This is a genomic window from Spiribacter sp. 1M189 (assembly GCF_040838345.1).
Classification (GTDB): Bacteria; Pseudomonadota; Gammaproteobacteria; order Nitrococcales; family Nitrococcaceae; genus Spiribacter; species Spiribacter insolitus.
Genome location: NZ_JBAKFF010000001.1, coordinates 888,561 through 913,618 on the forward strand (window position 1 = coordinate 888,561; position 25,058 = coordinate 913,618).

General features: G+C 65.3%; 31 protein-coding genes. 17 read left to right on the forward strand and 14 right to left on the reverse strand.

All coding sequences use genetic code 11. The features are described 5' to 3' along the window. The 6 genes from V6X30_RS04445 to V6X30_RS04470 all read right to left on the reverse strand — a co-directional run bounded on the left by V6X30_RS04445 (window position 1) and on the right by V6X30_RS04470 (window position 3,924). Window positions 1-480 carry a regulatory protein RecX gene (locus V6X30_RS04445; protein WP_367983438.1) on the reverse strand — a complete coding sequence of 160 codons (480 nt, stop codon included), beginning with the start codon at window positions 478-480 and terminating at the stop codon, window positions 1-3. Between the two features lie 5 nt (window positions 481-485). After that, window positions 486-1,529, reverse strand: coding sequence for a recombinase RecA (recA, locus tag V6X30_RS04450; RefSeq protein ID WP_367983439.1), 1,044 nt, complete (start codon window positions 1,527-1,529; stop codon window positions 486-488). An 83-nt stretch (window positions 1,530-1,612) separates the two neighbouring features. Further along, a complete protein-coding gene (locus V6X30_RS04455; protein ID WP_367983440.1) occupies window positions 1,613-2,167 on the reverse strand; it encodes a 2'-5' RNA ligase family protein in 555 nt (184 codons plus the stop codon). Continuing rightward, on the reverse strand, window positions 2,154-2,669 hold the full coding sequence (locus V6X30_RS04460) for a CinA family protein (RefSeq protein ID WP_367983441.1): 516 nt from the start codon (window positions 2,667-2,669) through the stop codon (window positions 2,154-2,156). The genes V6X30_RS04455 and V6X30_RS04460 overlap by 14 nt, the downstream gene beginning before the upstream one ends. An 8-nt stretch (window positions 2,670-2,677) precedes the next feature. Next, entirely contained in the window at window positions 2,678-3,145 is a 468-nt protein-coding gene (locus V6X30_RS04465; RefSeq protein ID WP_367983442.1) for a universal stress protein, read from the reverse strand. A gap of 20 nt (window positions 3,146-3,165) precedes the next feature. Further along, window positions 3,166-3,924: a VIT1/CCC1 transporter family protein gene (locus tag V6X30_RS04470; RefSeq protein ID WP_367983443.1), complete on the reverse strand. Its 759-nt coding sequence runs from the start codon at window positions 3,922-3,924 to the stop codon at window positions 3,166-3,168. A gap of 77 nt (window positions 3,925-4,001) precedes the next feature. Here V6X30_RS04470 and V6X30_RS04475 point away from each other — a divergent pair, with 77 nt between their 5' ends. Continuing rightward, window positions 4,002-5,057 carry a type I glyceraldehyde-3-phosphate dehydrogenase gene (locus tag V6X30_RS04475; RefSeq protein WP_367983444.1) on the forward strand — a complete coding sequence of 352 codons (1,056 nt, stop codon included), beginning with the start codon at window positions 4,002-4,004 and terminating at the stop codon, window positions 5,055-5,057. 6 nt (window positions 5,058-5,063) lie between these two features. Here the strand turns inward: V6X30_RS04475 and V6X30_RS04480 are convergent, their stop codons facing one another. Both V6X30_RS04480 and V6X30_RS04485 read right to left on the reverse strand, forming a co-directional pair. Further along, window positions 5,064-5,312, reverse strand: coding sequence for a DUF2249 domain-containing protein (locus V6X30_RS04480; RefSeq protein WP_367983445.1), 249 nt, complete (start codon window positions 5,310-5,312; stop codon window positions 5,064-5,066). Then, window positions 5,313-5,552, reverse strand: coding sequence for a hypothetical protein (locus V6X30_RS04485; protein WP_367983446.1), 240 nt, complete (start codon window positions 5,550-5,552; stop codon window positions 5,313-5,315). Window positions 5,553-5,602: 50 nt separating this feature from the next. Between V6X30_RS04485 and V6X30_RS04490 the strand changes: the two genes are divergently transcribed. Beyond that, a complete protein-coding gene (locus tag V6X30_RS04490) occupies window positions 5,603-6,781 on the forward strand; it encodes an MFS transporter (protein WP_367983447.1) in 1,179 nt (392 codons plus the stop codon). On the opposite strand, the gene V6X30_RS04495 is transcribed toward V6X30_RS04490, so the two are convergent. Continuing rightward, window positions 6,715-7,326 (reverse strand): class I SAM-dependent methyltransferase, encoded by a 612-nt coding sequence (locus V6X30_RS04495; protein ID WP_367983448.1) that lies wholly within the window; start codon window positions 7,324-7,326, stop codon window positions 6,715-6,717. The genes V6X30_RS04490 and V6X30_RS04495 overlap by 67 nt on opposite strands. Before the next feature lie 50 nt (window positions 7,327-7,376). Between V6X30_RS04495 and V6X30_RS04500 the strand changes: the two genes are divergently transcribed. Beyond that, entirely contained in the window at window positions 7,377-7,673 is a 297-nt protein-coding gene (locus V6X30_RS04500) for an HlyU family transcriptional regulator (protein ID WP_367983449.1), read from the forward strand. Window positions 7,674-7,678: 5 nt separating this feature from the next. Here the strand turns inward: V6X30_RS04500 and phbB are convergent, their stop codons facing one another. Then, on the reverse strand, window positions 7,679-8,401 hold the full coding sequence (gene phbB, locus V6X30_RS04505; protein ID WP_367983450.1) for an acetoacetyl-CoA reductase: 723 nt from the start codon (window positions 8,399-8,401) through the stop codon (window positions 7,679-7,681). Window positions 8,402-8,551: 150 nt separating this feature from the next. Here phbB and gshA point away from each other — a divergent pair, with 150 nt between their 5' ends. The 14 genes from gshA to V6X30_RS04575 are packed head-to-tail and all read left to right on the forward strand — an operon-like array spanning window position 8,552 to window position 21,510. Next, complete coding sequence (gene gshA / locus V6X30_RS04510) at window positions 8,552-10,138, forward strand: glutamate--cysteine ligase (protein WP_367983451.1); 1,587 nt, start codon at window positions 8,552-8,554, stop codon at window positions 10,136-10,138. Between the two features lie 38 nt (window positions 10,139-10,176). Then, on the forward strand, window positions 10,177-11,022 hold the full coding sequence (locus V6X30_RS04515; protein WP_367983452.1) for a type II secretion system F family protein: 846 nt from the start codon (window positions 10,177-10,179) through the stop codon (window positions 11,020-11,022). Beyond that, window positions 11,015-11,905 (forward strand): type II secretion system F family protein, encoded by an 891-nt coding sequence (locus V6X30_RS04520; RefSeq protein WP_367983453.1) that lies wholly within the window; start codon window positions 11,015-11,017, stop codon window positions 11,903-11,905. The genes V6X30_RS04515 and V6X30_RS04520 overlap by 8 nt, the downstream gene beginning before the upstream one ends. Then, window positions 11,902-12,276 carry a DUF192 domain-containing protein gene (locus V6X30_RS04525; protein WP_367983454.1) on the forward strand — a complete coding sequence of 125 codons (375 nt, stop codon included), beginning with the start codon at window positions 11,902-11,904 and terminating at the stop codon, window positions 12,274-12,276. Before V6X30_RS04520 ends, V6X30_RS04525 begins: the two co-directional genes overlap by 4 nt. Next, on the forward strand, window positions 12,273-12,731 hold the full coding sequence (locus V6X30_RS04530) for a tetratricopeptide repeat protein (protein ID WP_367983455.1): 459 nt from the start codon (window positions 12,273-12,275) through the stop codon (window positions 12,729-12,731). Before V6X30_RS04525 ends, V6X30_RS04530 begins: the two co-directional genes overlap by 4 nt. Window positions 12,732-12,733: 2 nt before the next feature. Continuing rightward, a complete protein-coding gene (locus tag V6X30_RS04535) occupies window positions 12,734-14,704 on the forward strand; it encodes a carbon-nitrogen hydrolase family protein (RefSeq protein ID WP_367983456.1) in 1,971 nt (656 codons plus the stop codon). Next, window positions 14,701-14,985 carry a Flp family type IVb pilin gene (locus V6X30_RS04540; protein ID WP_367983457.1) on the forward strand — a complete coding sequence of 95 codons (285 nt, stop codon included), beginning with the start codon at window positions 14,701-14,703 and terminating at the stop codon, window positions 14,983-14,985. The genes V6X30_RS04535 and V6X30_RS04540 overlap by 4 nt, the downstream gene beginning before the upstream one ends. Next, a complete protein-coding gene (locus V6X30_RS04545; protein ID WP_367983458.1) occupies window positions 14,972-16,198 on the forward strand; it encodes a hypothetical protein in 1,227 nt (408 codons plus the stop codon). The genes V6X30_RS04540 and V6X30_RS04545 overlap by 14 nt, the downstream gene beginning before the upstream one ends. After that, window positions 16,195-16,947, forward strand: coding sequence for a hypothetical protein (locus V6X30_RS04550; protein WP_367983459.1), 753 nt, complete (start codon window positions 16,195-16,197; stop codon window positions 16,945-16,947). Before V6X30_RS04545 ends, V6X30_RS04550 begins: the two co-directional genes overlap by 4 nt. Before the next feature lie 4 nt (window positions 16,948-16,951). Beyond that, on the forward strand, window positions 16,952-17,644 hold the full coding sequence (locus V6X30_RS04555; RefSeq protein ID WP_367983460.1) for a hypothetical protein: 693 nt from the start codon (window positions 16,952-16,954) through the stop codon (window positions 17,642-17,644). Next, window positions 17,637-17,765: a hypothetical protein gene (locus V6X30_RS04560; protein ID WP_367983461.1), complete on the forward strand. Its 129-nt coding sequence runs from the start codon at window positions 17,637-17,639 to the stop codon at window positions 17,763-17,765. Before V6X30_RS04555 ends, V6X30_RS04560 begins: the two co-directional genes overlap by 8 nt. Before the next feature lie 25 nt (window positions 17,766-17,790). Beyond that, window positions 17,791-18,579: a Flp pilus assembly protein CpaB gene (gene cpaB / locus V6X30_RS04565; RefSeq protein WP_367983462.1), complete on the forward strand. Its 789-nt coding sequence runs from the start codon at window positions 17,791-17,793 to the stop codon at window positions 18,577-18,579. Beyond that, complete coding sequence (locus V6X30_RS04570; protein ID WP_367983463.1) at window positions 18,576-19,856, forward strand: type II and III secretion system protein family protein; 1,281 nt, start codon at window positions 18,576-18,578, stop codon at window positions 19,854-19,856. The genes cpaB and V6X30_RS04570 overlap by 4 nt, the downstream gene beginning before the upstream one ends. After that, on the forward strand, window positions 19,849-21,510 hold the full coding sequence (locus tag V6X30_RS04575) for an ATPase, T2SS/T4P/T4SS family (RefSeq protein WP_367983464.1): 1,662 nt from the start codon (window positions 19,849-19,851) through the stop codon (window positions 21,508-21,510). The genes V6X30_RS04570 and V6X30_RS04575 overlap by 8 nt, the downstream gene beginning before the upstream one ends. Before the next feature lie 24 nt (window positions 21,511-21,534). Here the strand turns inward: V6X30_RS04575 and V6X30_RS04580 are convergent, their stop codons facing one another. The 4 genes from V6X30_RS04580 to V6X30_RS04595 are packed head-to-tail and all read right to left on the reverse strand — an operon-like array spanning window position 21,535 to window position 25,057. Beyond that, entirely contained in the window at window positions 21,535-23,022 is a 1,488-nt protein-coding gene (locus V6X30_RS04580) for a tetratricopeptide repeat-containing sulfotransferase family protein (protein WP_367983465.1), read from the reverse strand. Window positions 23,023-23,029: 7 nt separating this feature from the next. After that, entirely contained in the window at window positions 23,030-23,353 is a 324-nt protein-coding gene (locus tag V6X30_RS04585) for an SUF system Fe-S cluster assembly protein (protein ID WP_367983466.1), read from the reverse strand. A gap of 4 nt (window positions 23,354-23,357) precedes the next feature. Beyond that, window positions 23,358-23,804, reverse strand: a complete 447-nt coding sequence (sufU, locus tag V6X30_RS04590) for a Fe-S cluster assembly sulfur transfer protein SufU (RefSeq protein WP_367983467.1) — start codon at window positions 23,802-23,804, stop codon at window positions 23,358-23,360. 2 nt (window positions 23,805-23,806) lie between these two features. After that, window positions 23,807-25,057: a cysteine desulfurase gene (locus V6X30_RS04595; protein WP_367983468.1), complete on the reverse strand. Its 1,251-nt coding sequence runs from the start codon at window positions 25,055-25,057 to the stop codon at window positions 23,807-23,809. Window position 25,058 lies beyond the last annotated feature (1 nt).

Here is a 25,058-nt window from a genome sequence, read left to right on the forward strand (position 1 = left end):
TTAGCTGCCCGTGTCCGCATCGTCTTCGGCGGCTGCATCAAGCACTCGCCGGACCTGTTCCGCACTGAAACCCCGATTCGACAGAAATCTGGCCTGCCGCGACCACTCGCGCCGGTCCGCCGGCGCCATCCCGAAGCGACGCCGCCAGGCCGCGCGACAATGCACAAGCCAGCTATCGTCGACAAGTTCGAGCGCATGGTCAATGATTTCGGCGCTCACCCCACGCGCCTGGAGCTCGGAGCGGATCTTGAGCGGTCCCTGGCCGTTCTCGACACGGGTACGCGAGAACACCTCCGCGAACCGCTCGTCGCTGAGCAGCCCTTGCGACTCCAGCGCATCAAGTACCGGGAGAATATCGTTCCGCATAAAGTCACGCGCCTCGAGCTTTCGTTGAAGCTCAAGGCGCGAATGCTCACGTCGGGCGAGCAGGCGAATACTGCAATCGTGTATCGCCGCCGCGTCGTCGTCTGCCTCTTCCATGCGGCTCAGGCGTCGGCCTCGCCCTCTTCAGCCGGATCTTTCTCCTGATCCCGTACCGGTGCCTTCAGCAGTTGTTCGCGAAGGGCACGGTCGATGGACTCGGCGATCTCCGGATGATCCTTGAGGAAATTGCGGACATTGTCCTTGCCCTGGCCGATACGGTCGCCATTGTAGCTGTACCACGCGCCGGACTTGTCGACGAGGCCGTGCTTGACACCCAGGTCGATGAGCTCGCCCTCGCGGGAGATGCCCTCACCGTAGAGGATCTCGAACTCGGCCTGGCGGAAGGGCGGCGCCATCTTGTTCTTGACGACCTTGACCCGGGTCTCGTTGCCGATGACCTCATCGCCCTTCTTGATGGCACCCACACGGCGGATGTCCATGCGCACCGACGAGTAGAACTTCAGCGCATTACCGCCGGTGGTGGTCTCCGGGCTGCCGAACATCACGCCGATCTTCATGCGGATCTGGTTGATGAAGATCACCGTGGTGTTGGAGCGCTTGATATTGGCCGTGAGCTTGCGCAGCGCCTGGGACATGAGCCTTGCCTGCAGGCCGACGTGCGAGTCACCCATCTCGCCTTCGATCTCCGCCTTGGGCGTCAGCGCCGCAACGGAATCGACGACGACGATGTCGACGGCGCTGGAGCGGACCAGCATGTCGGCGATCTCCAGCGCCTGTTCGCCGGTATCCGGCTGCGAGACGAGCAGCTCGTCGACGTTGACGCCGAGTTTGCCGGCGTAATCGGGGTCGAGTGCATGCTCCGCATCCACGAATGCCGCCGTGCCACCAGCGCGCTGGGCCTCGGCAATCGCCTGCAGGGTAAGCGTCGTCTTACCGGAAGATTCCGGGCCGTAGATTTCGATGACGCGGCCGCGCGGAATACCGCCCACACCCAGCGCAACATCCAGTGTGAGTGAACCGGTGGAGATCACCGGCACATTGCCGACGGCACGGGCATCGCCCATGCGCATCACCGCGCCCTTGCCAAACTGCTTTTCGATCTGGCCGAGGGCTGCGCCCAATGCCTTCTTGCGATCTTCGTCCATGCTCAACCCTTGGTAGATAAACCGTTAATCGAACCAGAATTATCCCATAGTCCCGGTAAACCGCCCACCCCGCCGGTCGCCACTCAGACACCGTCGAGCCGACGGGGAGCGGCGAGCGGCAATGTCCGCAGCCGCTCGTAACGCGGTCCGTTGTCGGGCATGGGCTCAACACCGCGCATGAGCGCCACCTCGCGCACGGGCCAGATCGGGATGCCCCCGGGAATCGGGGGTGAAGCGGCCCGCCGGGCCAGCGTGACATGGGGCCGGAATGGCAAATGGCCAGGCTGGTGACCAAGCGGCCTGAGCGCCTCCACCAGCGCCGCCTGGAGCGTGATCAGCGGCACCGGACGGTCCGGCAGCCCCATCCAGGCAATGCCGCCATGACGCCAGTGCCCGGCCACCTCGAGCCGCAGCTCGAAGCCTGGCGAGGCGGCCACCACCCGTCCGACCGCCGCGAGGATGGCCTCCGCCGTGTACCCCTTACCGAGGAAGACCAGCGTCATATGCCAGTCCGCCGGGTCGACGCGCCAGGCCTGCTCATCACCGGGGGCAAGCTCACAGTGAGCAAGGCCGGCTCGTACCGGCTGGGGCGGATCGAGCGCGATGAAATGGCGGATGCGCGGGTCAGGCGTCGACATCAACGTCAAGTCGCCTCAGCAGGCCACCGAGGGCAAAGGCCACGCTCTGCCGACGCACGGCTTCGCGGTCACCGGCAAAGACAACCGATTCGGCGGCCACGGCCCGGCCCGGGGCCGCCCAGGCGAACCAGACCAGACCGACGGGCTTTTCAGCACTCCCGCCACCCGGGCCCGCGACGCCGGTAATGGCCACTGAAACACGCCGCCCATCACCACCCCGAGCGCCTTCCGCCATCGCCTCGGCGGTCACCTGGCTTACTGCACCCGCGGTGGCGAGCGCCTGGTCAGGGACGCCCAGCAGCCGCTGCTTTGCCGAATTGCTGTAGGTAACCAACCCGCAATCGAACCAACGTGAACTGCCAGCGAGATCGGTACAGGTCTTCGCCAGCCAGCCGCCGGTACACGACTCGGCGGTGACCAGCAACAGCTCCCTGGCGAGCAGAACCTCGCCAACTCGCGAGGCCAGCTGGTGCAGCGCCGGATCCGTCGCGTCCTCACCCACGCCGGAAATCAGCGAACCACCGTGACCGGACAGGCCGCATGGTGCAGCACACGCTGGCTGACGCTGCCGAGCAGCAATTCCTTGAAACCGCTGAGCCCGCGCCGGCCGATGACGATCATGGGCGCTTCCTCCTCCGCGGCATGCTCAACAATCGCCTCGGCGGGGCTGCCGCCAATGATCTGCTCCTGGACCTCGACGTCCGTCGCGCCGATCACCTCCCGGGTGGCGGCGAAGGCCTTCTCGGCGCTCTGATCGCGCAGCCGCGCAAAGGAATCCGGCGAGAAGTACTCAAGATCCTCGGGATGGGGCGCCGCGGTGGGCAAGCCGAACATCTCCACCGGATCGGTCGGAAAGGCATACAGCAGCCGCAGCGGGATGCCCAGCCCCTTGGCGAGACCCGCGGCATAACGCGCCGCATCGCTGGCACCTTCGGATCCGTCCACCGGAACCAGGATGACTTCAGGTTGGTGATTCATGGTCATGACTCCTTATGATTTCACCCGGAGATTGCAAGGCCCATCTCGGTCATCATGGGCTCAAACACCCCACCGACGAAATAGGCAATGAGCGCGGCTCCGCCACCCATCAGCAGGGTCTCGATACCGGCACGCATCCGACCCTCGCCAACGATCACGCCCTTGACGAAGCCGATCCCGAAGAAGGTGATCGCCGTCAGGGTACTGCTCACGGCAAAGGCGATGTCCACACCGAGCATGGGGAGCATGAATGGCAGCAGCGGAATGGCCCCCACCAGCACGAAGGCCCCAAAGGTCCAGAGCGCAGCGCGGATCGGGTCAACGCCCTCGAGCTCCAGGCCATGCTCCTCGCGCAGCATGGTATCCACCCAGAGCGATTCGTCGGATGAAATCGTATCGACGATCTTCTCCAGGACATCACCCTCGAAGCCCTTGCGGGCAAAAATCTGCCGAATCTCCTCGCGCTCGCCGTCGGGCACCTGTCGGATATGACGGTTTTCGGTGGCCCGGGCCTGAGCGACGGCGTCGCGATCGCTCTTCACGCCCTGGTAGTTGCTCACGCCCATGCTGAAGCCATCGGCAATCAGACTGGCGAGCCCCAGGCTGAACGCGACGACGCCCGGAAGCCCGGCACCGGCCACACTGGCCACCACGGCAAAGGTGGTCACGCAGCCATCGATGCCACCCAGAATGGCATCGCGCAGGTAACTCGGCTGACGGCCTGCAGCGAGTCGACGCTCAATGTCTTCGGGATGATGACTGTGCTCGAGTTCTGCCATCCGTGATCCTGCCGGCGTATCATTAGGGGGATCGAAAGAATGCCACAAAGCCCAGGCTTTTCGGAGGGACGCGGATCATGGCTTTTCGCATTGCCATCAACGGCTTCGGCCGCATTGGGCGGAGCGTGCTGCGTGCCATGCAGCAGCGCCAGGACGCCACGGGACTCGAGATAGCGGCGATTAACGAGCCCGCCGATCCGGAGTCCATCGCCCTCCTGACCCGCTATGACAGCAACCATGGCACCCTGAGCGAGAATGTCACCCTGATACCGGAAGGCATCCGTGTCGGAGAACAGCGCATCAAACTGCTGCCCGGCGTCGACGCCGCCGATGCACCCTGGGCGGCCTACGACATCGATGTGGTCATGGATTGCTCGGGTCAACCCGGGACCCGGGCTTTGGCCGAGGCGCATCTGAGCGCCGGGGCCGGGCGTGTGATCTATTCCCAGCCCGCCAGTGCCGATGTGGACATGACTGTCATCCCCGGGTTCAATCACCACAAGCTACAGGCGGAGCATCGCATCCTCTCCGCCGGCTCCTGCACCTCGAACTGCATCATCCCGGTGCTGGATGTCCTCGGCAGTGCCTTTGGTATCCGCCGTGGCACGGTCACGACCATCCATTCGGCCATGAACGATCAGCCGATCTCGGATACGCTGAGTGGCGACCGACTACGGCTCAATCGCGCGGCACTGAATGCCGTCACGCCGGTGAATACCGCACTCGATCGGGGAATCGCCCGGCTCATGCCGGAGATGGACGGACGTTTCGAGTGCCTGCATCTGCGCGTGCCGACCAGCATGGTCTCGGCCCTGGATCTGACGCTGGAGCTGGATTGCGGTGCTCGCCCCGCCGAGGTGCTGGGCTGCCTCAACGACGCCGCCAATGGGCAATACCGAGGCATCCTGGGGGCCTGCCCGGACCCGGTCAGTTCGCTCGACTTTGCGCATGACCCGCGCTCGGTGATCGTCGATCTCACCCAGCTCCGTGTCATCGACAACCAGCTCATCAAGCTCGTCTGCTGGTTCGACAATGAGTGGGCCTTCGCCAACCGCATGATCGACATCGCGCTGCGCACCGCCGGCTTCCCGTCCCTGGAGCAGCGCCGTGGCCCGATGACCGCGGTCCACTGACCCAGATCAGAAATCGAGCGGTCGGACCCGCAGGGTCCAGACCGCCGGGCCCTCCTCCACCGGCGTGATCTCGAATCGACCCGGGTAGGTGCTCGCGATGTAGCCGGGCAGGTGCTCGGGCGGCGACGGGAAGACCAGCAGGATATCCTCACCGGGTTGCAACGCCATGAGGGTATGCTCAACCAGGGCGAGCCGGGTCTGCGGCCGATGCAGGCGCAGGTCGATGACGCCGCCCGGATAATGCGTCGCGCCCATTCAGAAACCGAGCGCAGAGGTGTCATCGAAGCCGGTGGAATCGCCAAGCGCGGAGATCAGCGCCGGCTCATCCATGGCGGCGAGGGCCGCCGCGGCCTCGCGCTGCGAGTCGGCGGCGATCGCGAGCTTGCGCACCTCGCCGCCACCGGCCGCGTTGAAGACCAGATAGTAGGTACCGTAGGAGGCAAAGAGGATGTCAATGCTCCATTCCGTGCCCTGGCCGTCGACCAAGCGACGCATCCCTTACCTCCATGAATGCTAGAGTCCGCGGTTTCACTGCCAAGGATTACATGGACTCAACGTCGCAGAAAGGCCCCTCGACGCCGATCGTCCTGCTACTGCTCTGGTCGACCGGGCTGTATCTGCGCCTGACGGTACTGGTGGCGCCACCGCTGGCCCCCCGTATCGCGCATGACCTGGACCTGGGCCAGGCCGCCACCGGGGCACTCACCACCCTGCCCATCCTCATGCTGGCCGTGGCCGGACTGGCCGCTTCCTGGCTGATCAGCCGCATCGGCGCCCGGCGCACGCTGATCGCGGCGCTGGTGCTGGTGGCATTCAGTTCCTCGGCCCGCGGGCTGGGTGACGTGCCTGCGCTTTTCATCGCGACGGCCGTCATGGGTATCGCCATCGCCGGCATCCAGCCGGCCCTGCCCACCCTGCTCACGGAATGGTGGCCGTCACGCATCGCACTGGGCACAGCGGTCTATATGAACGGCATGCTGGTCGGCGAGGTGATCGGCTCGACGCTGACCCTGCCGATCATGCTGCCGCTCGCCGACGGCGACTGGCGTCTGGCGCTGGTGTTCTGGTCGCTGCCGGCGCTGATTCCGGCTTTGGGCGTACGCCTTCTCAGCCGCCCACGGCGTCCCGACGATGATGACTCCGGGCACTGGCTGCCAGACTGGCGTAAACCGCTTGTCTGGCAACTGGGCATCCTGCTCGGCGCGAGTGGCTCTATCTTTTTTGGCACCAACGCCTACATGGGCAGCGTACTGGCGGGGCGTGGCGACGGCGAACTGCTCACCGAAGCGCTCGTCATGTTCAATACCACGCAGCTCCTCGCCTCGGCGCTGATGTTCTGGCTTGGTCGCCACTGGATCGGCCGCGCCCTGCCGCTGATGATGCTGATGGGGGTCGGTCTGGCCGGGCTCACCGGCTTTGTCATACTGCCGGGCTGGGCCGGGCTGGCGATGCTGGTGCCGACGGGCCTCGCTGCCGGGATGCTGCTGATCCTGATGGTCGCACTGCCGCCGCTCTACACCCGCGGTACCGACACCGCCGCACTGGCCGCCACCATGTTCGCGGTCGGCTCGATCACGAACTTTTTCGTGCCACTGCTTGGCGGGGTGGTTGCGGACATCACCGACAGCCCGCCTCTCGCGATCCTGCCCATCCTGCTCTACGGCGCCGTGGCCCTGCCGGTGGTACGACGGCTCCCCGAGCGTCCGGACTTGTCCCACGAGTAGAAATGCATGGGTGGAAGGTTGACCCACTCGCACTCCACAAGGGGCTCGCCCATGATGGCGCGACCACGGCGCAGGACGGCATCGCGAAACTGGTAGGCCATGAAGCGGCCGCCCGGCGCCAGCACCCGCCAGACCTCGGCAAGAATTTGATGGGCAGTTTCCTCGGGCATCGTGGAGAATGGAATCCCCGAGAAGATCACATCCGGTCGGGGCAGATCATGGGCCCGGAGAATGGCGGCGAGATCCTCGGCGCTGCCCTCCGCCACGATCAGACGGGGGTCGCGGATGGCCTGCAGACGGCGTACAAATTCCGGGTTCGTATCCACCGCCAGCAGCTGCGCGTCCGCCGGCATTTCCGCCAGGACCGCTCGTGTCGTGCCCCCGGTGCCGGGGCCGAGCTCGACCACGGTCTGGGCCTGTCCTGCGTCGATAACCCGGCCGATGCGCCGCTCGAGGAAGCGTGAACTGGGAACCAGCGACGCCACTTCCCTTGGCCGTGAGAGGAATCCTCGCAGGAACGCCAGCCGCTCGCCCATATCCGCCATACCCTCATGACTCCCTTGATTGCCATGCGCCCACAGGGCATCGTTGCCCCATGATCATTCGATTCCTGCGCAGCATGATGGGTGGCAACGGTGCGGACAATCCCCCGAACGTCGCCGCCGAGACGGAATATCAAGGCTATACCATTACCGCGATACCGATGAGCGACCCAGGCGGATGGCGGATCCGCGGGCGGATCAGCATCGAGGTCGACGGCACACCACGGGCAACAGAGTTCGTCCGGGCGGATGTCTACGGCAGCCAGGAGGTCGCCGCAGAAATGACGATCACAAAGGCGCAGCGCCTGATCGACGAACAGGGGCTGCGCCTATTCGGAGACTCCCACTAGCCGGGTCAGATCATATACTGGCCGCCATTGATGCTGAGCGTCGAACCGGTGACGAACGCGGCTGCATCGCTCGCCAGATAGGCTACCGCCTGACCGATCTCTTCGGCCTCGCCCAGGCGATTCACCGGGATCTGGCCGACGATCTTCTCGAGCACGTTTTCCGGCACGGCGGCGACCATCTCAGTGCCGATATAGCCCGGGGCCACCACATTGGCGGTGACGCCCCGACGCGCGTTTTCCTGAGCGACCGACTTGGTGAAACCGACCAGCCCGGCCTTGGCAGCCGCGTAGTTGGCCTGGCCCATCTGGCCCTTCTGACCGTTGATCGAGGAGATCTGGATGATCCGGCCGAAGCCGCGGTCGCGCATGCCGTTGATGACGGCCCGAGTCATGTTGAACGCCGAGGTGAGGTTGGTGCGGATGACCGCGTCCCAGTCCTCGGCGGACATCTTGTGCAGTGTACCGTCGCGGGTGATGCCGGCGTTGTTCACCAGCACATCCACCGGACCGTGCTCGGCCTCGACACCGGCCACACCGGCTTCACAGGCCTGGAAATCGGCAACATCCCACTTGCTTGTGGGGATGCCGGTGTCGCGGGTGAACGCGGCGGCCGCCTCGTCATTGCCCTGGTAGGTCGCCACCACCTGGTGCCCTGCATCGCTCAGCGCCCTGGCGATGGCCGCGCCAATCCCCCGGGTCCCTCCGGTGATCAATGCCGTTCTTTTCATCCTGCGATCCTCCTCAATCGTCGGCTAGATTGTCGCCCCGACCTTAACCACCCCAGCGCCGCCCTGACCAGCCGCACCGCAACATAGCCATTCCAATGGCGGGTCGAAAAGGTACAATCCGGGGTTTTTCCGACCTGCCACGGGAGCATCATGAACGGCAGTGCCGAGCGTCGGGTACGACGCCTGCAGGAGCATGGAGAGCGCGGACTGCTCGCCGGCAGCCGCCAGGGCCTGGAGAAGGAAAGCCTGCGCGTGACGCGGGATGGCCAGATTGCGCAGACACCGCATCCGGCGGGTCTGGGGTCGGCGCTGTGCCACCCGGAAATCACCACCGACTACTCCGAGGCGCTGCTGGAGTTCGTCACGCCGGCCTATGTCCATGGCAGCGAGGCGCTGGCGCGGCTGCGCGACCTGCATCGCTACACCTATGCGCAGATCGGTGACGAGCTGCTCTGGGCCACTTCCATGCCCTGTATTCTGGGCGGCGATCGAAGCATCCCCATCGCCGACTACGGCCGCTCCAACATCGGCCGCATGAAACATGTCTACCGACACGGGCTGGACTGGCGCTACGGCCGCAGCATGCAGGCCATCGCCGGCATCCATTTCAATTACTCGTTCAGCGAAGCCTTTCTGCGCGCCGTCCAGTCGCGCGAAGGCGACGATCGCTGCTTCGCCGCCTTTCGCTCGGATTTCTACTTCCGCCTGATCCGCAACTTCCAGCGCTATGGCTGGCTCCTGCCCTATCTGATGGGTGCCTCACCCGCGATCTGCAAATCGTTCACGGGGGGCCGGAACCTGGATTTCTCCGAATTCTCGCCCAACACCTTCTACGCCCCCTATGCGACTTCGCTGCGCATGAGCGACATCGGTTACAAGAACAATGCCCAGGCCGCGCTGGAGATCAGCTACAGCGACCTCGACGCCTATGTCGAGAGCCTGCGCACGGCGATCGGCACGCCGGATCCGGAATACGCCCGTATCGGCACCTGCGTGGATGGCGAATGGCGGCAACTCAACACCAACGTCCTGCAGATCGAGAACGAGTACTACAGCTTCGTGCGCCCCAAGGCGATCGCGCACTCGGGCGAACCACCAACCCATGCCCTGCGACGGGCCGGCGTTGAGTACATCGAGATACGGGCACTCGATCTCAACCCGTTTGACCCGGTAGGCATTCATCCCGACCAGATTGCATTCCTCGAGACACTGCTGCTGTTCTGCCTGCTCCAGGACAGTCCGCCCATCGATGCGCTTGAGCAGCATCACATCAACGCCAACCAGGGTCTGGTCGCCCGAGATGGCCGCAATCCCGCCCTCACGCTCTACCGCGGAAATGGCGAACGCGTTGGGCTGCGCGAGTGGGCCGCCGAGCTCTTCGATGCCATGAAAGGCCCCGCGGAGCTCCTCGATGAGGTCCACCAGGACGGCCGTTACAGCCGGATTCTCGAATCGTACCGACTGTCGGTGGACGACGCCGATCACACGCCATCGGCGCGGATCCTGGAGGAAATGCGGACGAAAGGCGAGGAATTCGTCGAATTTGCCCTGCGCATCTCCGCCGCCCACGCGGAGACCATCCGCGACTGGCCGCTCACCGAGGACACCTGTCAGCGCCTCGGTGCCGAGGCGACACGCTCACTGGCCGAGCAGGCGGCCATGGAGGCAGCCGACGAGCCATCTTTCGAACGCTTCCTCGCCGACTACTTCGCCCGGGAGTCGACCGGCGGTAGTTGAATCGTCATCACCGCCCTCGCAGTCTCGAGGGCATGGAGATGCCCGCACTATCATCACTGGCCGGCCTCTTCCTCGGGGCCGCTCTCGCCTTCCTGGCAGTCGTCGATGGCCTCGCCCCGGCGCTGAATCGCTATCAGCGGCATATCGCCGACACGGCGGATGGTGACCTGAGAGCCCAATTCGTCGATCTGCCACCCCGCAAGCTGCTATTACTGGCGCTGGGACTCGGCGCCTCGCTGGGCACCGCCGTTGCGCTGTTCCTCCCCTGGCCGATCGCCGTCGTCGCCGCGCTCGGTGGACTCGCACTGCCCCGCGTGGTTGTCGTCATCATCCGTCGGCGGCGCCAGCGTGCCATTATCCGTCAGCTACCCGATGCCCTGCAGGCGCTCGCCGGATCACTGCGGGCCGGTACCAACATCGGCCGGGCCATGGAGCTCGTGTCACGCCGCTATGCGCCGCCGCTCGGCGAGGAGTTCAGCCTGATGCTGAGCCGGCAACGCCTGGGCGAGGACCTGGAGAGCGTGCTCGAAGGGTTCGTCGACCGGGTACCCACCGAGGAGACCGCACTCTTTCGCAACGCCGTACTGATCTCTCACCGGGTCGGCGGTGATCTCGCCGATACACTTGAGACGCTGGCCTCGACACTGAGAGAGCGTGCCCAGGTCGAAGAGCGCATCGATGCACTGACCGCCATGGGACGCATGCAGGGTCGTGTCATGTGCCTGTTGCCCGTAGGCATTGGTGCCATGCTCTATCTCCAGCAACCGGAGATGATGCAGCGGCTTTTCACCGATCCCATTGGATGGGTGGTCCTCGCCGTCATCAGCATCATGATGGGGCTTGCGGTGATATCGATCCGGCGTCTGGTGGCCATCGATGTCTGAATGGAATGCGCCGCTCGCCGTCGGCCTGCTTGGCCTTGCCGCCGGGGCGGCCGTTGTCGGCCTGATCGAGCTCGCCACCCCGCGACACTGGCGACGCAACGATCCCTGGCGTGATCCATCCCCGCCACTTTTTCGCCTGCTCCTGCCGATTGCCCGAGTGATTGCCGAGCGCTTCGACCTCCCCCGCAAGGGGCAACGCCGCGCCCTCCAAAAGCGACTGGAGCGGGCGGGCATGGGCTACGCATTGCTACCCGCCGAACTCGCGGTCCTGCGATGGCTCACCGCGGCGGTCTGCCTGGTGGCAGGTGTCGCGGCAATGCCAGCGTCGCGATCCATGGGACTGACCGGCCCCTGGCTGCCGATTGCAACGATGGTACTGGGTCATGCGTATCCGATGATCTGGTTGCGCGACCACGGCCTGCGACGGCAGAACCGCATCGCCCGGCAGTTCCCGGCGATGCTGGAACTGCTGGGGCTCTCGGTGCGCGCGGGTCTGAGCTTCAGCGCCGCGCTCCCGCAATGTACCGCGCATCTCGAATCCGGCCCGCTGCGTGAGGAGATGCAACGCGTGGCGCGTGAGATCCGCACCGGCACGAGCCGCCAGGAGGCCCTTGAGCGCATGGCGCAACGCGTTGATCTGAATGCCGTACACGGGTTCGTCGCCGCCATCGGCCAGGCCGCGGAGACCGGTGCCGCCATCAGTCAGACGCTGACGGACCAGGCGGCACAACGTCGGCGCGAGCGCTTCGCCGCTGCCGAGAAGAAGGCCAACGAGGCCCCCGTGAAGATGCTCCTGCCGCTGGTCGGGCTGCTCTTCCCGGTGACCTTTCTGATCATCGGGTTCCCCATCGCCCTGCAATTTCTGGAGGGAGGCCTGCTTTGAAGCCGTTGATACCGGATGGATCCATTATCACCTGCCGCACCGCTGACGCCGAGGCAAGGCTCCGAATCATGCTGGCCGACCGGTGGCTGTCACGACTCGTCGGGTTGCTCACGACGGCCTCGCCACCGCCTGCGGACTCCGGCCTGCTCCTGCTACCAGGGGGCAGCGTGCACACCCTCGGCCTGCGCTATGACATTGACGTCGCGCATCTCGACGCCGATCTACGGGTGCTGAGGCATCGGTCGGCCGTGCGGCCGGGCCGCTTCGTCCGGGCGCCGGCTGGAACGCAGGCCACGCTTGAAACGGCCGCCGGCGTCCTGCCCGCGGACCTTACCGGCCACTGCTTCGAAATCGCGCAGGTGGCGGCATGAGGCGCCGATCCACCACCATGACCGCACTGTGCCTGCTGGCCATCGCACTGCAGGGCTGTCTTGCCACCGCCGGTCTCGATCGCCCAGCACCGCTCGAGCAGCTGGATAGCGCCGATCAGGCGCTGGCGCAGGGTGACCTGGAGACGGCCCAGCGTGGCTATGAGGACGCCATCGCGGCATCACCGGATCTCATCTCACCGCATTTCCAGTTGGGGCTGATTGCCTATGGCCGCGGTAACGATCGCTCGGCGATCCAGCGTTTCAACGCGGTCCTCGAGCGCGATCCCGGCCATGTCCTTGCCACCTACAACCTCGCCATGGTGCATCTGCAACGTGCCCGCGCCCTGCTGAAGCGCCACGAATCACTGGCCCCGGTGAGTGCCGGCCGCCCCGGGCTGCTGGCCGTGCGTCGGGCGATTGAATCGTTGGGGCAGACCCGGACCGCCGATCGCTGAGCATGCCTGGGCTGCTCTCCGGCCTGCTCGGCATCATCGCGCTACCCCCGACTGATCTCACCCTTGCCGGCCTTGTCTGGCTGGTGCCGTGGCTGAGCCGAGTGAATCGGCCTCGTTATGAGCGGATCGTCAACGCACTGCTCAGCATCGGCCTGCCACTCGGCTATGCCCTCGGCCCCTTGCTGTCCGGCGAGACCGCTGCCGTCCTCGCTGCCCTATGCCTCGCCATGGGGCCGTTCGCGCTGGTCGGCGCGATGGTGGCCGACGCGGATGGCCAGACCAGCGGACAGCGGATCATTCTCTGTCTCGGTGTCCTGTGTCTGCTCCTGAGTGTCGTTCGGCAGTTCGGCATGCCGCTTTCCCTGAGCGTTTTTGCGCCGGTGTCGGGTGCCCATCTGCAGCTAGTCCGGGCGGGCGGTCTGATCGCGGCCGATCTTCTCATCGCCGGATTCCAGTGCCTGCTCGCCGTGGCAGTGATCCGCGTTTCGACACGGCAATGGCAGCGCCGGAAAGCACTTCTCAGGGTGAGTCTCGCCACAACGACGCTCATTCTTCCGCCCCTGCTGGTCCAGCTTACTTCGCAGACCGGTCAGCGCTTTCCAACGCGGACGATCGCTGTCGTTCAGACCGATCTCAAACCCTGGGAGCGGGACCGGGCCAGTGCCGATGGCATGCTTGAAAGAATCCGCGCGCGCCAGGCGCGTCTGCAGCGGACGGCGCAGGCGCTTGGCGCGGATCTGGTGGTATGGCCCGAGTCGTCGGCACCGGGCTATCTGTCCCCGGCCTGGAGCGCCGGCGAGGCCTCCGGTCTGCGGCATTTCCGTCATGGCTACCGCTATGCATCCCCCGGGTCGGTCGCGAGTGTTGTCCGCGCCCAACGAGCCGGTGGAGACGTCCGGCTTTGGCCCAAACACCGGCCCATCCCCTTTGCCGAATCCTACCTTGCCACCCTGGGTAAGCCAGAGATGTCGACGACCCCGACCGCCGCGGGGCTCATGCCGCTGATCTGCTCCGACGCCAGTCACCCGCGGGCGCTGCGCGCGGTTACCGACGCCGACACCGGGCTGATCATCAACCCGACCAACAATGCCTATCTCGGCAGCCCGTTTCTGGCTCGAATTCATCAACGTGCCATCCATCGTGCGACCGCGCGGGCGGGTCTACCGACACTGGTGGTCGCCAACGGCGGCCCAAGCGCCCTCCTCCACCCCGACGGCCGGCAAGAAACGCTTCTCGGTGCCTACGAGCAGGGCGTCGCCCGGGTGACGGTGACACCCCGACGAATGGGCATTGCGCTGCCAGGAATCGCTCTGTCGGGACTCATCGCTGTGAGTCTTGGCATGCAGATTCTGCTTGCCGACGGGCGGATTGCCGCCGCGCGGGCCCGTCATTGCCGATGGCGGATGATCGGCTGGCTCCTGATCCTGCCAACCTTCACCCTCATGAACGGGCTGGCGCAGCCCTCGATGCTGATTGCGCAGGCGCAGGCGGACATCGGCCGTCCGCCAACCGCCCCGGCCGGCACCATGGCCATCCATTCGCCGGAGGCGCCGCATCGGGGCAGCATCGCGCTCCTTGCCCGAACCTTCGGCCTGGCCGTGGACTGGCGGGACGTCCCAGAGGACCCCGAGCGCGCGAGTGAGTGGCTCTGCCGCAAGACAGGGCTGAGGCTCCCCGAAACCCCGATCGGAGCGGTCGCTGCACCGGCATTGGGATTTTATGTCTCGAGCGATGGCCCTCAGGCCGTGCGCTGGATTCCCGGCGGTGAACCGGTCGCCTGGGATGCGGCATCCGGCGAATTCCAGCCGGTTGCACCGGCCGCCGTTCGCTGGCTGACCACCGCCGAGTCATCGGATCAGTGCCGCCCGGCGGCGATGCCGGCTTGTAAGACCGACGGTACTGGGCGCTGCGCCGATCGCCCCATAACCTCGAAGACGAACGCATTCACCCGTCAAGCCTGGAGGTCCCGATGACCATTCACCGCCGACCCTCGCAATGCAACGACAGCCACCATCGAGAGCAAGGGCAGGGCATGTCCGAGTACATCATCATCACCGCGCTGATTGCCGTCGCCGGGATCGGCATTTTCTCGGCATTCGGCGACACCATCTCCAGTCAGGCCGCGGCGATGGCCCGAGAGATGGCCGGCCAGGACGGCAGCAGCCAGGTGGATCAGGCGGACAGCGACTCACAGCGCGCCGCTGACCGCGCTTCCCAGGAGGAAACGCTGCAGAATTTCAATGAGCAGAACTGATCCACAGGGCGGCCAGATCATGCCGGTACTGCTGGCAAGCCTTGCCATCGGCGTCGCCGCGATTTTCATCAGCCATCGGGTGAGCCGGGCGCTCACCCAGGAATCGGTTGTGGTCAACGCGGCCGATGCAGCGGCCTACAGCGGTGCGAGCTGGACCGCCCGTCGTCTCAACCTGATTGCCTACACCAACCGTGCGCTGGTGGCCAATCATATTGCGGTTGGCCATCTCGTGGCCTACATCAGCTGGTTGCGGTACATGGACAAGGGGGTGGAGCGTGTCAACCGCTACGCTCGCTACCTGCCCTATGTCGGCGCCGCGACCACGGCTGCTGAACGCACCGTCGCCGCCGCCCTGCTCGGATCCGAGAAGGCCGCCGGTCTCACGATCCGTGGCGTCGACCTGCTGCATCGCTTGATGGCGGTGACTCAACTGGACGCCCGTCAGAACCTGCGACCGGCCCGAGTGGACGAGGTAATGCGTCGCGTCGCGCACCAGTATGACGAGGCGCTGAAGATCAACCACCAGAAGGCGACGGACGCCATCCCTCAGCCCTATCAAGCCGCCATGGAAGGCCTGCTGCTCGGCCGCCGGGTCTCTGCCTATTTCAAACTCGAGCGCAGTCGCACGGGCGGTGATCGCGGTTATTTCACCCGTCTGGTGGCCCGGACCATCGACCACGACCCCCGACTGCGGCGCTGGTTACGCGGCAGCCGATCGCGCACGGCGCGCGGCTTCGGTGGCGGCGGACGCACATGGCGTCTGTCACTTCCGCTCACCGTGCGCTTCCGTAAGCAGGGCAATACCCACCAGCCGCCCCTTCCCGATGCCGGTGGCTGGCGTTCGGCGGACCGGCTGCAGGTGGGTTTTTTCAACGCCGAGAAGCTCGACTGGGGCAGCTGGATAACGCTGGCTCGGGGCCGTGCCGATGCCGACCGGCTGGCGGGAAATTACCGCGGCGTGCGCAATTACACCCGCCTGCGTGATCGCCGCCCGGATGAGGAACTTCTGCAGATCCCGGCACTGGTGACCACCCCACTGCCCGGAGGAGACGAGGCGCCGGCGATCAACGCCCATCTGAGCGTGGCCAGTGTGCGCTATCACATCCCGAGTCAGTGTCGCCGGGGCTGTCCCGCGCCGGATGAAACGGCGAGCCTTTTCAATCCCTACTGGGAAGCCGCCCTGGTACCACCATCCCTACCGGGGCTGCCGTGAAGAGACAACGCGGCGCCGCGCTCTCCGAGTCTCTCGTCGGCCTGATGGCCATCCTGCCGGCGTTCTGGGCCATGGATTACCTGGGCCGGTTGCACGATATGCAACGTGCGACCGTCGCCAGCGCACGGTATGCGGCCTGGGAAGAAACGGTCGGGCGGAGTGCCGGCCCCGTCATGGATCGCCTCATCGATGACCGAATCCACGGCAGCGACCGCACCGGGCTGGTGAGTGATCGCCGTCTCCGCTCGCTGCAACCAGGCGCCAACCCCCTATGGAAAGACCGAAGCGGTGACCTGCAGCCCGATGACCCCTCGTCACCGCGGAGACCCCGGCGGGGTAAGGCCGCGTCGCTGCCGGACTCTGGCCTGGCGGTGCGAACGCTCGCTCATGGCGATTCGGTACCGCGGCTTGCCGGACTCGGCGGCCTCTCCGGGGGGATGCTCGGTCTGGAGCGCGAGGAGATGCCGATACATCAGGTGGATCTCGCCGCGAAGCCGCGTCTGGAAGGCAGCGACGATGCGGGTCTCGTCCGCTTCACGGCCAGGGCGGCCATCAGTCCCGGTGCCTGGCAGGCCCTGGATGATCGGGAATTCCAGCACCGCACCGAGCGCATCGTCGCCAGTGAGCCCGTCGACACATTATCGCAACCCGCCCAGCAACTGGGCCGTTTTTTCATCTTCAAGGAGGGACGCTATGCCCGATCCACGGACTTCATCCCACCATCCCGAATCCAGCCGCAGAGGCGCTAGGGCGATGGTCGCCACCACAGCCGCATTGCTACTGACTGGACTGCTGACAGCCGCCTCAGCGCACGCTGCATTTGACTGCGAGCTCCGCCTCGACACCGTCACCCTGCCCGGCGATGCCACGGAGGTATTGCGCGATGAAACCCTGAGAATCAACGATCAGCCATTCTGCTATGTCGGCTTCGAGACCGATCTGCCGCCGGCCGAGGTCATTGATCGCCAGGCGGCCGTGTGGAAGCAGGAGGGCGGCCAACTCTTCGGTCCGCGGCCCGGATCCAATGATCGTCCGCATACGCTCTTCTTCGCCGCCGACGGTGAAACCCGGCATCTGGAGGCCATCAGGGAGGACGAGTCGACTGCTGTCACGGTGAGCATCATGTCGGCGACGGCCGACGAGCTGACTCCGCCGCCCTCCTCCGCTCTGCCATCCGGCCTCCGGCCGCTCTACGAACAGCGCAACCGTCATGGATCCACGACGGTGATCGATACGGCGATCGCCCCGGCACCCGCACTGCAGCGGCTCACCGATCACTTGCGCGATCGCGGATGGGTACTGACGTCCCGCGCCGAGGGTCCGCTGGGCCTCAAGACCCGCTCGATGCATCGCCGCGAGCACCGGCTCGAGATCGGTGCTCTGCCGGATGGCGAGCGGACCGCGATGGTCGTCAACCGGATTCGTCGGGGGCTCAGCGATGAGTAGCGCCGAGTATCTGGCCGTGACCGCCGGAATCGCGGGTGTCTGGACCGGCATCGAGGGGGTGATCGGCTGGCTCGACCGGCACGAGTCCAGCCTGCTCTGGAGCCTCGCCCTCCCGCTCTAGGCGAGATTGCATCGAGGACGCTGCCATGAGTCCACTCAAACGCGGTGCATTGCTGACGCTGGGTGCGCTGGCCGCCGGCGCTGCCGGCGTCTGGTTCGGCGACCGCCATCTCGCGCAGCGCGCAATGGCGCTGGAGGCGTCTTACCGCGAGGCGCATGAAACCCGACAGGTCATTGTCGCCGCCCGCGATCTCGCCGAGGGCAGGCTATTGGCCGAGGATGATGTCGCACTGCGCGAGGTGCCGGCCACTTATTTGCACGATGACGCCGTCAGCGCAGCCGGCTGGGGCGGTCTCGCCGATGCCCGGCTGCGTACCGCCATCGCCGCCGGAAAACCGATCCTCCCGAGCCATATCCGCAACACCGTCCAGACCCGATTGGCCGAGCGGATCTCACCGGGGGATCGTGCCATCACCATCCCGGTCTCCGGCGGTGGGGAGATCGCCGGGCTGCTCACCCCCGGTGATCGTCTGGATCTTATGCTGACCCATCGCAACGCCGCGGAGCGGCAGACCGTCCCGTTGCTCGATGACGTCCCCATCCTGGCCACGGGAGCGCAGTTCAACCCGGATCCGGAAAGCGATCCACGCATGGGTTATGACGATCTCACACTGGCCGTCTCCCCGGTGGAGGCTGCGCGGATCACCCACGCGCTCGCGATTGGCGATATCCGGGTGGTGCTGCGCGCCGACTCGGATGATGGATCGGTCCGCGACTACCGTATCGACGCCCAGGCGTTGACGGGCGGGGAGCGTACCGAAGACGAAGTCGACAGCCATCCACCTGTGGAGCTCATCATCGGAGGCCGGCAGTGAAACGACTCGGCTCGCTCATCTTTCTCCTCAGCGTGCTCTGGAGCGGCGCAGCCCACGCGATCGAAATCACTGTGGGCCACTCCCACGTCGTCGAAGCCGAAGAGGTCACCCGCGTGGCGCTTGGTGACGGTGATCTGGCCGAAGTCGAGGTCCTTGGTAATGGCGAGGGGGTTCTCCTCATCGGCCGGGCGCCGGGTCGCACCGATCTGCGCCTGTGGTCCGCAGACGGCGACCCGCACCATATGCCACTCACCATCCAGCCACGCTCCCAGGAGCGCACGGATCAGCGGCTAGAGCAGCTTGCGGGTCGGGTTGATGGCATTGAAATCGAGCCGACCGCGCAGGGTTATCTGGTCACCGGTGAGCCCACCACCGAGCGCGACCGACGTCGCCTTGACAGGCTGCTGGACGCCTATCCGGATGTAACGGACTTCACCGATCGTCCCGCTGCCACAGAGACGCCGACGGTGCAGGTCAAGGCGCGATTCGTCGAGCTGCGCAAATCCATGCTGCGTCAGATCGGACTCGACTGGGCCACGCGTTCACCCGGGATCAGTTTTGCCTACGCCTCCGATCTGTATACCAACGACGTCTTCCGCGGCAGCGCCGGGGATTTTCTGCCCACCGACGCCCTGCCTCTGGATATCGGCCAGGGCAACGGCTATCTGGGAATCGGGGTCAGCCTGACTGCGATGATTGATCTGCTCGGACAGTCCGGCGAGGCACGGGTCATCGCCGAACCCATGCTCTCCGCGCTGAGCGGTTCCACGGCGGAGTTCCAGGCCGGCGGCGAGGTTCCGATCCCGGTACAGGGGGAGGACGGGAACACCTCCGTGACCTTCAAGGACTACGGGATCCTGTTGAAGGTCGCGCCGAGAGTGGGTCATGACGCGCATATCCGAACCAGCGTCGAGGTCGAGGTCAGCGATGTCGATGAGTCGATGACCGTGCTGGGCGTCCCGGGTTTCTCCGTCCGCAGTGCCGTGACCGAGATGAACGCACGCAGTGGTGAAACACTACTCATTGCCGGGCTCATTGATGATCAGCAGTCGCAGGCCGTCAGTCAGGTGCCGGGGCTGGGTGACCTGCCAATCATCGGTGAGCTCTTCAAATCGCGCCGCTTTCAAAACGAGCAGACCGAATTGGTGGTGCTGATCACCCCTACCCTGGGCACGGCCGCCGGTGGTCGCGACAGGGTCGGCGCGACGAGTCCCGCCACTGACGAACGTATCACTCCCTCCACCCGTCTACCCCTGGAGCCGCTTACCAGTGAGTGAATTCACGCTGCATTACCGGGATGACACCGGCGCAAGGACACTGCCACTCGCCCCGGCATCGAAGCACCTCATCGGCACCAGCCGTCGCTGTGACCTGCGCCTTAGCGGCAGTGGCATAGCCCGACGCCATGCCGAGCTGAGAGTGGATGAGCAGGGCACGCACATCCGCGTGCTGGGCAATCGACTGGCGATGACGGTCAACACCGAGCCAGTCCGGCAGGCGGGCCCGCTGGCGCCCGGCGACGAGATCACCATTGGTGATGTCCAGCTGCAGCTGGACGCCGCCGCCGAGGCGGCCGGCACGGCGCCGGTCGAGGCCGAACGCTTCGAATCATCGGCGCCGGCGTCGACGCCCGCTATCGAGCCCCAGCATGCCCCCATCTCCCCGGCACTCGTCCGTCGCTTCCAGGAAGCGATCAGTGAGCGACTTGATCTGTACCGACGCGACATCCTGCAGTCGCTCTCCACGGAACGCCTGCGCGAAGAGGCCACCGCTACGGCCTGGGCGTTGATCGAGGCGGGAGAGCTCGCATTGCCCGCCGAGACGGATGCCGAACGGGTGGTCGCTGCGGTGGTGGCCGAGACGGTGGGCCTGGGGCCGATTGAGGCGCTGATGGATGATCCGGCGATCAGCGAGATCATGGTCAACGGGCATGAGCAGATCTATGTCGAGCGTAACGGGCAGCTGGCGAAGACCAATTTGCGCTTCAGCTCGGCCGGCTCGCTTGCCAGTGTGCTCGATCGCATCGTCTCGCCACTGGGACGGCGCCTCGACGAGGGCTCACCGCTGGTGGACGCACGCCTGCCGGATGGCTCCCGCGTGAACGCGATCATCCCGCCCCTGTCGCTGACTGGCGCAACGCTGACCATCCGTCGCTTCAGTCAGCAGCATATCGGCCTCGACGAGCTGATCGGTTTCGGTGCGCTGGACCACGCCATGGCCGCGTTCCTGAGGCTTTGTATTCATCGCCGACGCAATATCCTCATTTCGGGCGGGACAGGGACCGGCAAGACCACCGTGCTGAATGCATTATCCGCGCATATCGACGAATCGGAGCGCATCGTCACCATAGAGGATTCCGCCGAACTCCGACTCCAGCAGGATCACGTCGTCGCGTTGGAGTCACGGCCAGCCAATATCGAGGGCAGCGGCGCCGTCCCGATTCGTGATCTGGTGCGCAATGCCCTTCGAATGCGTCCCGACCGCATCCTTGTGGGTGAGTGTCGAAGCGGTGAGGCACTCGATATGCTGCAGGCAATGAACACCGGCCATGACGGCTCACTGACCACGGCGCATGCGAACTCACCGAGGGACGCGCTGGCACGGCTCGAGGTCATGACCCTGATGGCCGGGATGGACCTTCCAGCCCGTGCCATCCGCGAGCAGATTGCCTCGGCAATCGACCTTGTTGTCCAGCTCAGCCGATTCGGAGATGGTTCGCGTCGGGTCACCGCCATCACCGAGGTCGCCGGCATGGAGGGCGAGCAGATACTGCTCAACGAGCTGTTCGTTTTCGAGTCCGGGCCGAGCGGTCGTCAGGGATCCGGCGGACGCCATCGTCCCACCGGCCAGCTTCCTGCATTCTATGAGGACCTGCGGGCCGAGGGCGTTGTGCTGGACCTGACACCGTTCCAGCCGCCATCGGTTTCGTGATGAGAGGCCGCGTCATCGACCGGATCAGTCGCCCAGGTTTTCCATGATGCCATTCCAGAGCGGATCGATGTTCTCCTTGAACCGCTCATGAAGGCCGACACCCTCGGTCGTGATACGGCTTGGCCGGTTATGCGAATCGATCGGGTGTCGATACGCGGTCTCCTCGGGAGAGGCGAGCTCCCGTCCGATGACGTCCATGTCGAGGCCGAGGAATTGCCCGATGCGCCGGGCCTCGGCATATGGGTCATGGACAAGATCCTCATACCGCACCCAGAGCACCGGGTTGGGCAGCACAACCTCCATGAATTTACAGCAGACCGTGTATTTCGCGATGTATCGACCAATCTCGTTGAGGTCGAAATAGGCCCTGTTACCGGTGCTGTAGTATCGGAAATAGATCGTCACGCCAACATCCAGCAGGTCCCGCGTACACAGAATGACCGGCATATCCGGGTACCAGAGGCCGAGTACCGGCAGCAGCCCGAGGTTGGTGGGCATGGTATCCAGCCAGTAGCGCTTGTCGTCCATAAGTGAGCGCCTTGCGAGGTAGCCCCATGCATCCGCCTGCGCCCGGGAGCGCTCCACCGAGGCCAGATACTCCACCCGATCCCGTCCGCCGAGCTGTTCGTTCATCGCATAGCGGGTCATGAACGACTCGCCCAGATTGCCGACCTGCGGATGCCGCGCGAGCAGTGCCTCGACAAGGCTTTTGCCGCTCCTGGAGGGGCCGAAGATGAAGGCGAGTCGGGAATCAGATAGACCGTAGTCGGCGCGCGTCGCGTAATAGCGCCGGGAGAGCCCCGCCTTCTGCCACGTGCGCAAAGTCTTCGCAGGATGCTGGCCCTTGGAGACGCGCCGGCTGAATAGCAGCGTGTTCGCCCGGCGGTAGGCCAGGAAAGCCTCGCGATCATGGCCGCAGGCGAGATGAAGGTTGCCAAGGGCGAAGGCACTGAGCGCCTGGCCATTTACGCTCAGCCGGGGATCCTTGCTCATGCGTTCCAGGCGCCCGAAAAAGGGGCTGGATTCGTCCGGTCGCTCCAGTCTGGAATATTCGTAGAGCAGTCCGGGACTGCGCGGCTTCTCCTCGAGGAGCGAGCGCAGCGTTCCGATGGCGGCGGCCTGGTTGCCGTCGTCGCGCTCGCGTTCAAACAAAAGCCGTCGTGTTCGCCAGTGATCGGGGTGCTGGTCAAGGAGTCGCCGGAAAACCCGGTCGCTGGCCTCGCGCTCGCCCAGCTTGTCCATCACACGCGTTTTCAGCGATAACAGCAGCGGATCGTCAGGTGCGACGGCGAGGGCGCGCTCGATTGGCTGGCGCGACTTCTGCCAGCGGCCCAATGTCGTGAGCACCCGGGCGTCGAGCCGGTCGACATCGAAACATTGGCCGAACTGCGCCCTGAGCCGCTCGACCTCGGCTTCGGCATCATTCGCGAGGCCCGCGTCCAGCAGGCCTTCAACCCGCTTTCTGGCCGCTCTCAGCGCCTCCGGCCCGCTGATTCTGTCCGGTCCGTCCAAGACGCAATTACATGAACCCGAGCTGCAGCCGGGCCCGCTCCGACATGCGATCCTGGGTCCAGGGCGGCTCCCAGGTAAGTTCCACTTCGGCGGCTTCCACGCCGGTGACCTGCTCGACCGCCGCCTTGACCAGAATCGGCATCTGACCGGCCACTGGACAGGCCGGCGATGTGAGCGTCATGAGCACATCGACGAAGCCATCCTCATCGACATCGATCTCGTAGATCAGACCAAGCTCATAGACATCCACTGGGATTTCGGGGTCGTAGACCCCGCGCAGCGCCGTCACGACCCCTTCCTGGATTGTTTCCACCGATGGACGCTCGGCCATTCGCCTACTCCGTGGTGACCTCGCCCTTTTCCTCCAGGGCGGCCTGCAACGTGTGCCAGGCCAGCGTCGCGCACTTCACCCGCATCGGGTAATCCCGAACGCCGGCGAGCACGCCCAGCTTGCCCAGCGACGGGTCGGGCTGGGCGTCATCATCGGTCACCAGATGGTGGAAGCGGTCAAAAAGCGACTTCGCTTCCTCAACGGTATGCCCCTTGAGGGCCTCGGTCATGATCGAGGCCGACGCCGTGGAGATGGCACAGCCCTGCCCCTGAAAACCGATATCCTCGATCCGGCCCTCATCGTCCAGCCGCAGTTCGAGATGGATCTGATCACCGCATAGGGGGTTATACCCATCCGCTTCATGATCATGCGGATCGATCCCGTGGAAGTTCCGGGGCTGTTTGTTATGGTCCAGGATCACTTCCTGGTAGAGCTCACGCAGATCGGACATGGCTAGCCAAAAAACTCCCTGACGCGTTTGAGACCATCGACCAGCGCGTCGACATCATCCCGGTCATTGTACAGCCCGAAGGAGGCACGCACGGTAGCCGCGACGCCGAAGCGCTTCATCAGCGGCTGGGTGCAGTGATGGCCGGCCCGCACGGCGACGCCCTCCATATCGAGGATGGTCCCCATGTCATGAGGGTGGGCCCCGTCGAGGACGAACGACACCACACCCGCCTTATGCGGTGCGGTGCCGATGACCCGAAGCCCGTCGATCTCCGCCAGCCGCTCGTTCGCGTAGCCGAGCAGGGACTGCTCGTGCGCCACAATGGCCTCGCGGTCCGCCGCCTCGATGTACTCGAGGCCAACACCCATGGCGATGACACCGGCGATATTCGGTGTGCCAGCCTCGAAGCGCTGCGGCGGCGGCGCGTAGGTCGTCTCCTCGAAGCTCACCGTGCGGATCATGTCACCGCCACCCTGATAGGGTGGCATGACATCCAGATGCTCGAGCCGACCCCACAGCACACCCGATCCACTGGGCCCGTAGGTCTTGTGGGCCGAGAAGACATAGAAATCCGCTCCCATGGCCTGCACGTCCACCGGCATATGCGGCGCCGACTGCGCCCCGTCCACCAGCACCGGAATATCCCGCTGGTGCGCCGTGGCGATGATTTCTTCCACCGGATTGATCGTGCCCAGCGTATTGGAGACATGGACCACACTGATGAAGCGGGTCCTGGCGCTGATCCGCTCGCGCAGGCCATCCATGTCCAGGCTGCCATCATCGAGCACCGGCGCGACCACCAGTCGCGCGCCGGTCGCCTCGGCAATCATCTGCCAGGGGACGATGTTGGCGTGATGCTCCATCCCGGTGATCAGGATCTCGTCATCGGCCTCGAGCCGCGGCCTCACGAATGACTGGGCGACGAGGTTGATGGCTTCGGTCGCGCCACGGACGAAGACGACCTCGCGCTCGTCCGCGCCGTTGATGAACCGCTGCACGGTCCGCCGGACGGCCTCGTAGGCCTGCGTCGAACGCTGCGAGAGTTGGTAGACCCCGCGATGGATATTGGCGTAGTACTGCTCGTAGCACTCCCGCTCGGCATCGATCACGCACTGGGGCTTCTGCGCGCTCGCCGCGCTGTCCAGAAACGCCAGGCGCCGGCCATTCATGGGCCGCTGCAGGATCGGGAAATCCGCCCGCAGACGATCAACGTCGAGGACGCTTTCCGTCGCGGGCCGCTGCGATACGCTCACG

Bases quoted from the DNA above. Each gene is read 5' to 3' on its own strand.
- gshA (WP_367983451.1), top strand. From the start codon at position 8,552: ATGAACGGCAGTGCCGAGCGTCGGGTACGACGCCTGCAGGAGCATGGA.
- V6X30_RS04545 (WP_367983458.1), top strand. From the start codon at position 14,972: ATGAGCAGAACTGATCCACAGGGCGGCCAGATCATGCCGGTACTGCTG.
- V6X30_RS04485 (WP_367983446.1), bottom strand. From the start codon at position 5,552: ATGCGTCGCTTGGTCGACGGCCAGGGCACGGAATGGAGCATTGACATC.
- recA (WP_367983439.1), bottom strand. From the start codon at position 1,529: ATGGACGAAGATCGCAAGAAGGCATTGGGCGCAGCCCTCGGCCAGATC.
- V6X30_RS04515 (WP_367983452.1), top strand. From the start codon at position 10,177: ATGCCCGCACTATCATCACTGGCCGGCCTCTTCCTCGGGGCCGCTCTC.
- V6X30_RS04585 (WP_367983466.1), bottom strand. From the start codon at position 23,353: ATGGCCGAGCGTCCATCGGTGGAAACAATCCAGGAAGGGGTCGTGACG.
- V6X30_RS04520 (WP_367983453.1), top strand. From the start codon at position 11,015: ATGTCTGAATGGAATGCGCCGCTCGCCGTCGGCCTGCTTGGCCTTGCC.
- phbB (WP_367983450.1), bottom strand. From the start codon at position 8,401: ATGAAAAGAACGGCATTGATCACCGGAGGGACCCGGGGGATTGGCGCG.
- cpaB (WP_367983462.1), top strand. From the start codon at position 17,791: ATGAGTCCACTCAAACGCGGTGCATTGCTGACGCTGGGTGCGCTGGCC.
- V6X30_RS04480 (WP_367983445.1), bottom strand. From the start codon at position 5,312: ATGGGCGCGACGCATTATCCGGGCGGCGTCATCGACCTGCGCCTGCAT.
- V6X30_RS04560 (WP_367983461.1), top strand. From the start codon at position 17,637: ATGAGTAGCGCCGAGTATCTGGCCGTGACCGCCGGAATCGCGGGTGTC.
- V6X30_RS04555 (WP_367983460.1), top strand. From the start codon at position 16,952: ATGGTCGCCACCACAGCCGCATTGCTACTGACTGGACTGCTGACAGCC.
- V6X30_RS04455 (WP_367983440.1), bottom strand. From the start codon at position 2,167: ATGTCGACGCCTGACCCGCGCATCCGCCATTTCATCGCGCTCGATCCG.
- V6X30_RS04495 (WP_367983448.1), bottom strand. From the start codon at position 7,326: ATGGCGGATATGGGCGAGCGGCTGGCGTTCCTGCGAGGATTCCTCTCA.
- V6X30_RS04465 (WP_367983442.1), bottom strand. From the start codon at position 3,145: ATGAATCACCAACCTGAAGTCATCCTGGTTCCGGTGGACGGATCCGAA.
- V6X30_RS04490 (WP_367983447.1), top strand. From the start codon at position 5,603: ATGGACTCAACGTCGCAGAAAGGCCCCTCGACGCCGATCGTCCTGCTA.
- sufU (WP_367983467.1), bottom strand. From the start codon at position 23,804: ATGTCCGATCTGCGTGAGCTCTACCAGGAAGTGATCCTGGACCATAAC.
- V6X30_RS04540 (WP_367983457.1), top strand. From the start codon at position 14,701: ATGACCATTCACCGCCGACCCTCGCAATGCAACGACAGCCACCATCGA.
- V6X30_RS04530 (WP_367983455.1), top strand. From the start codon at position 12,273: ATGAGGCGCCGATCCACCACCATGACCGCACTGTGCCTGCTGGCCATC.
- V6X30_RS04445 (WP_367983438.1), bottom strand. From the start codon at position 480: ATGGAAGAGGCAGACGACGACGCGGCGGCGATACACGATTGCAGTATT.
- V6X30_RS04470 (WP_367983443.1), bottom strand. From the start codon at position 3,924: ATGGCAGAACTCGAGCACAGTCATCATCCCGAAGACATTGAGCGTCGA.
- V6X30_RS04500 (WP_367983449.1), top strand. From the start codon at position 7,377: ATGATCATTCGATTCCTGCGCAGCATGATGGGTGGCAACGGTGCGGAC.
- V6X30_RS04535 (WP_367983456.1), top strand. From the start codon at position 12,734: ATGCCTGGGCTGCTCTCCGGCCTGCTCGGCATCATCGCGCTACCCCCG.
- V6X30_RS04475 (WP_367983444.1), top strand. From the start codon at position 4,002: ATGGCTTTTCGCATTGCCATCAACGGCTTCGGCCGCATTGGGCGGAGC.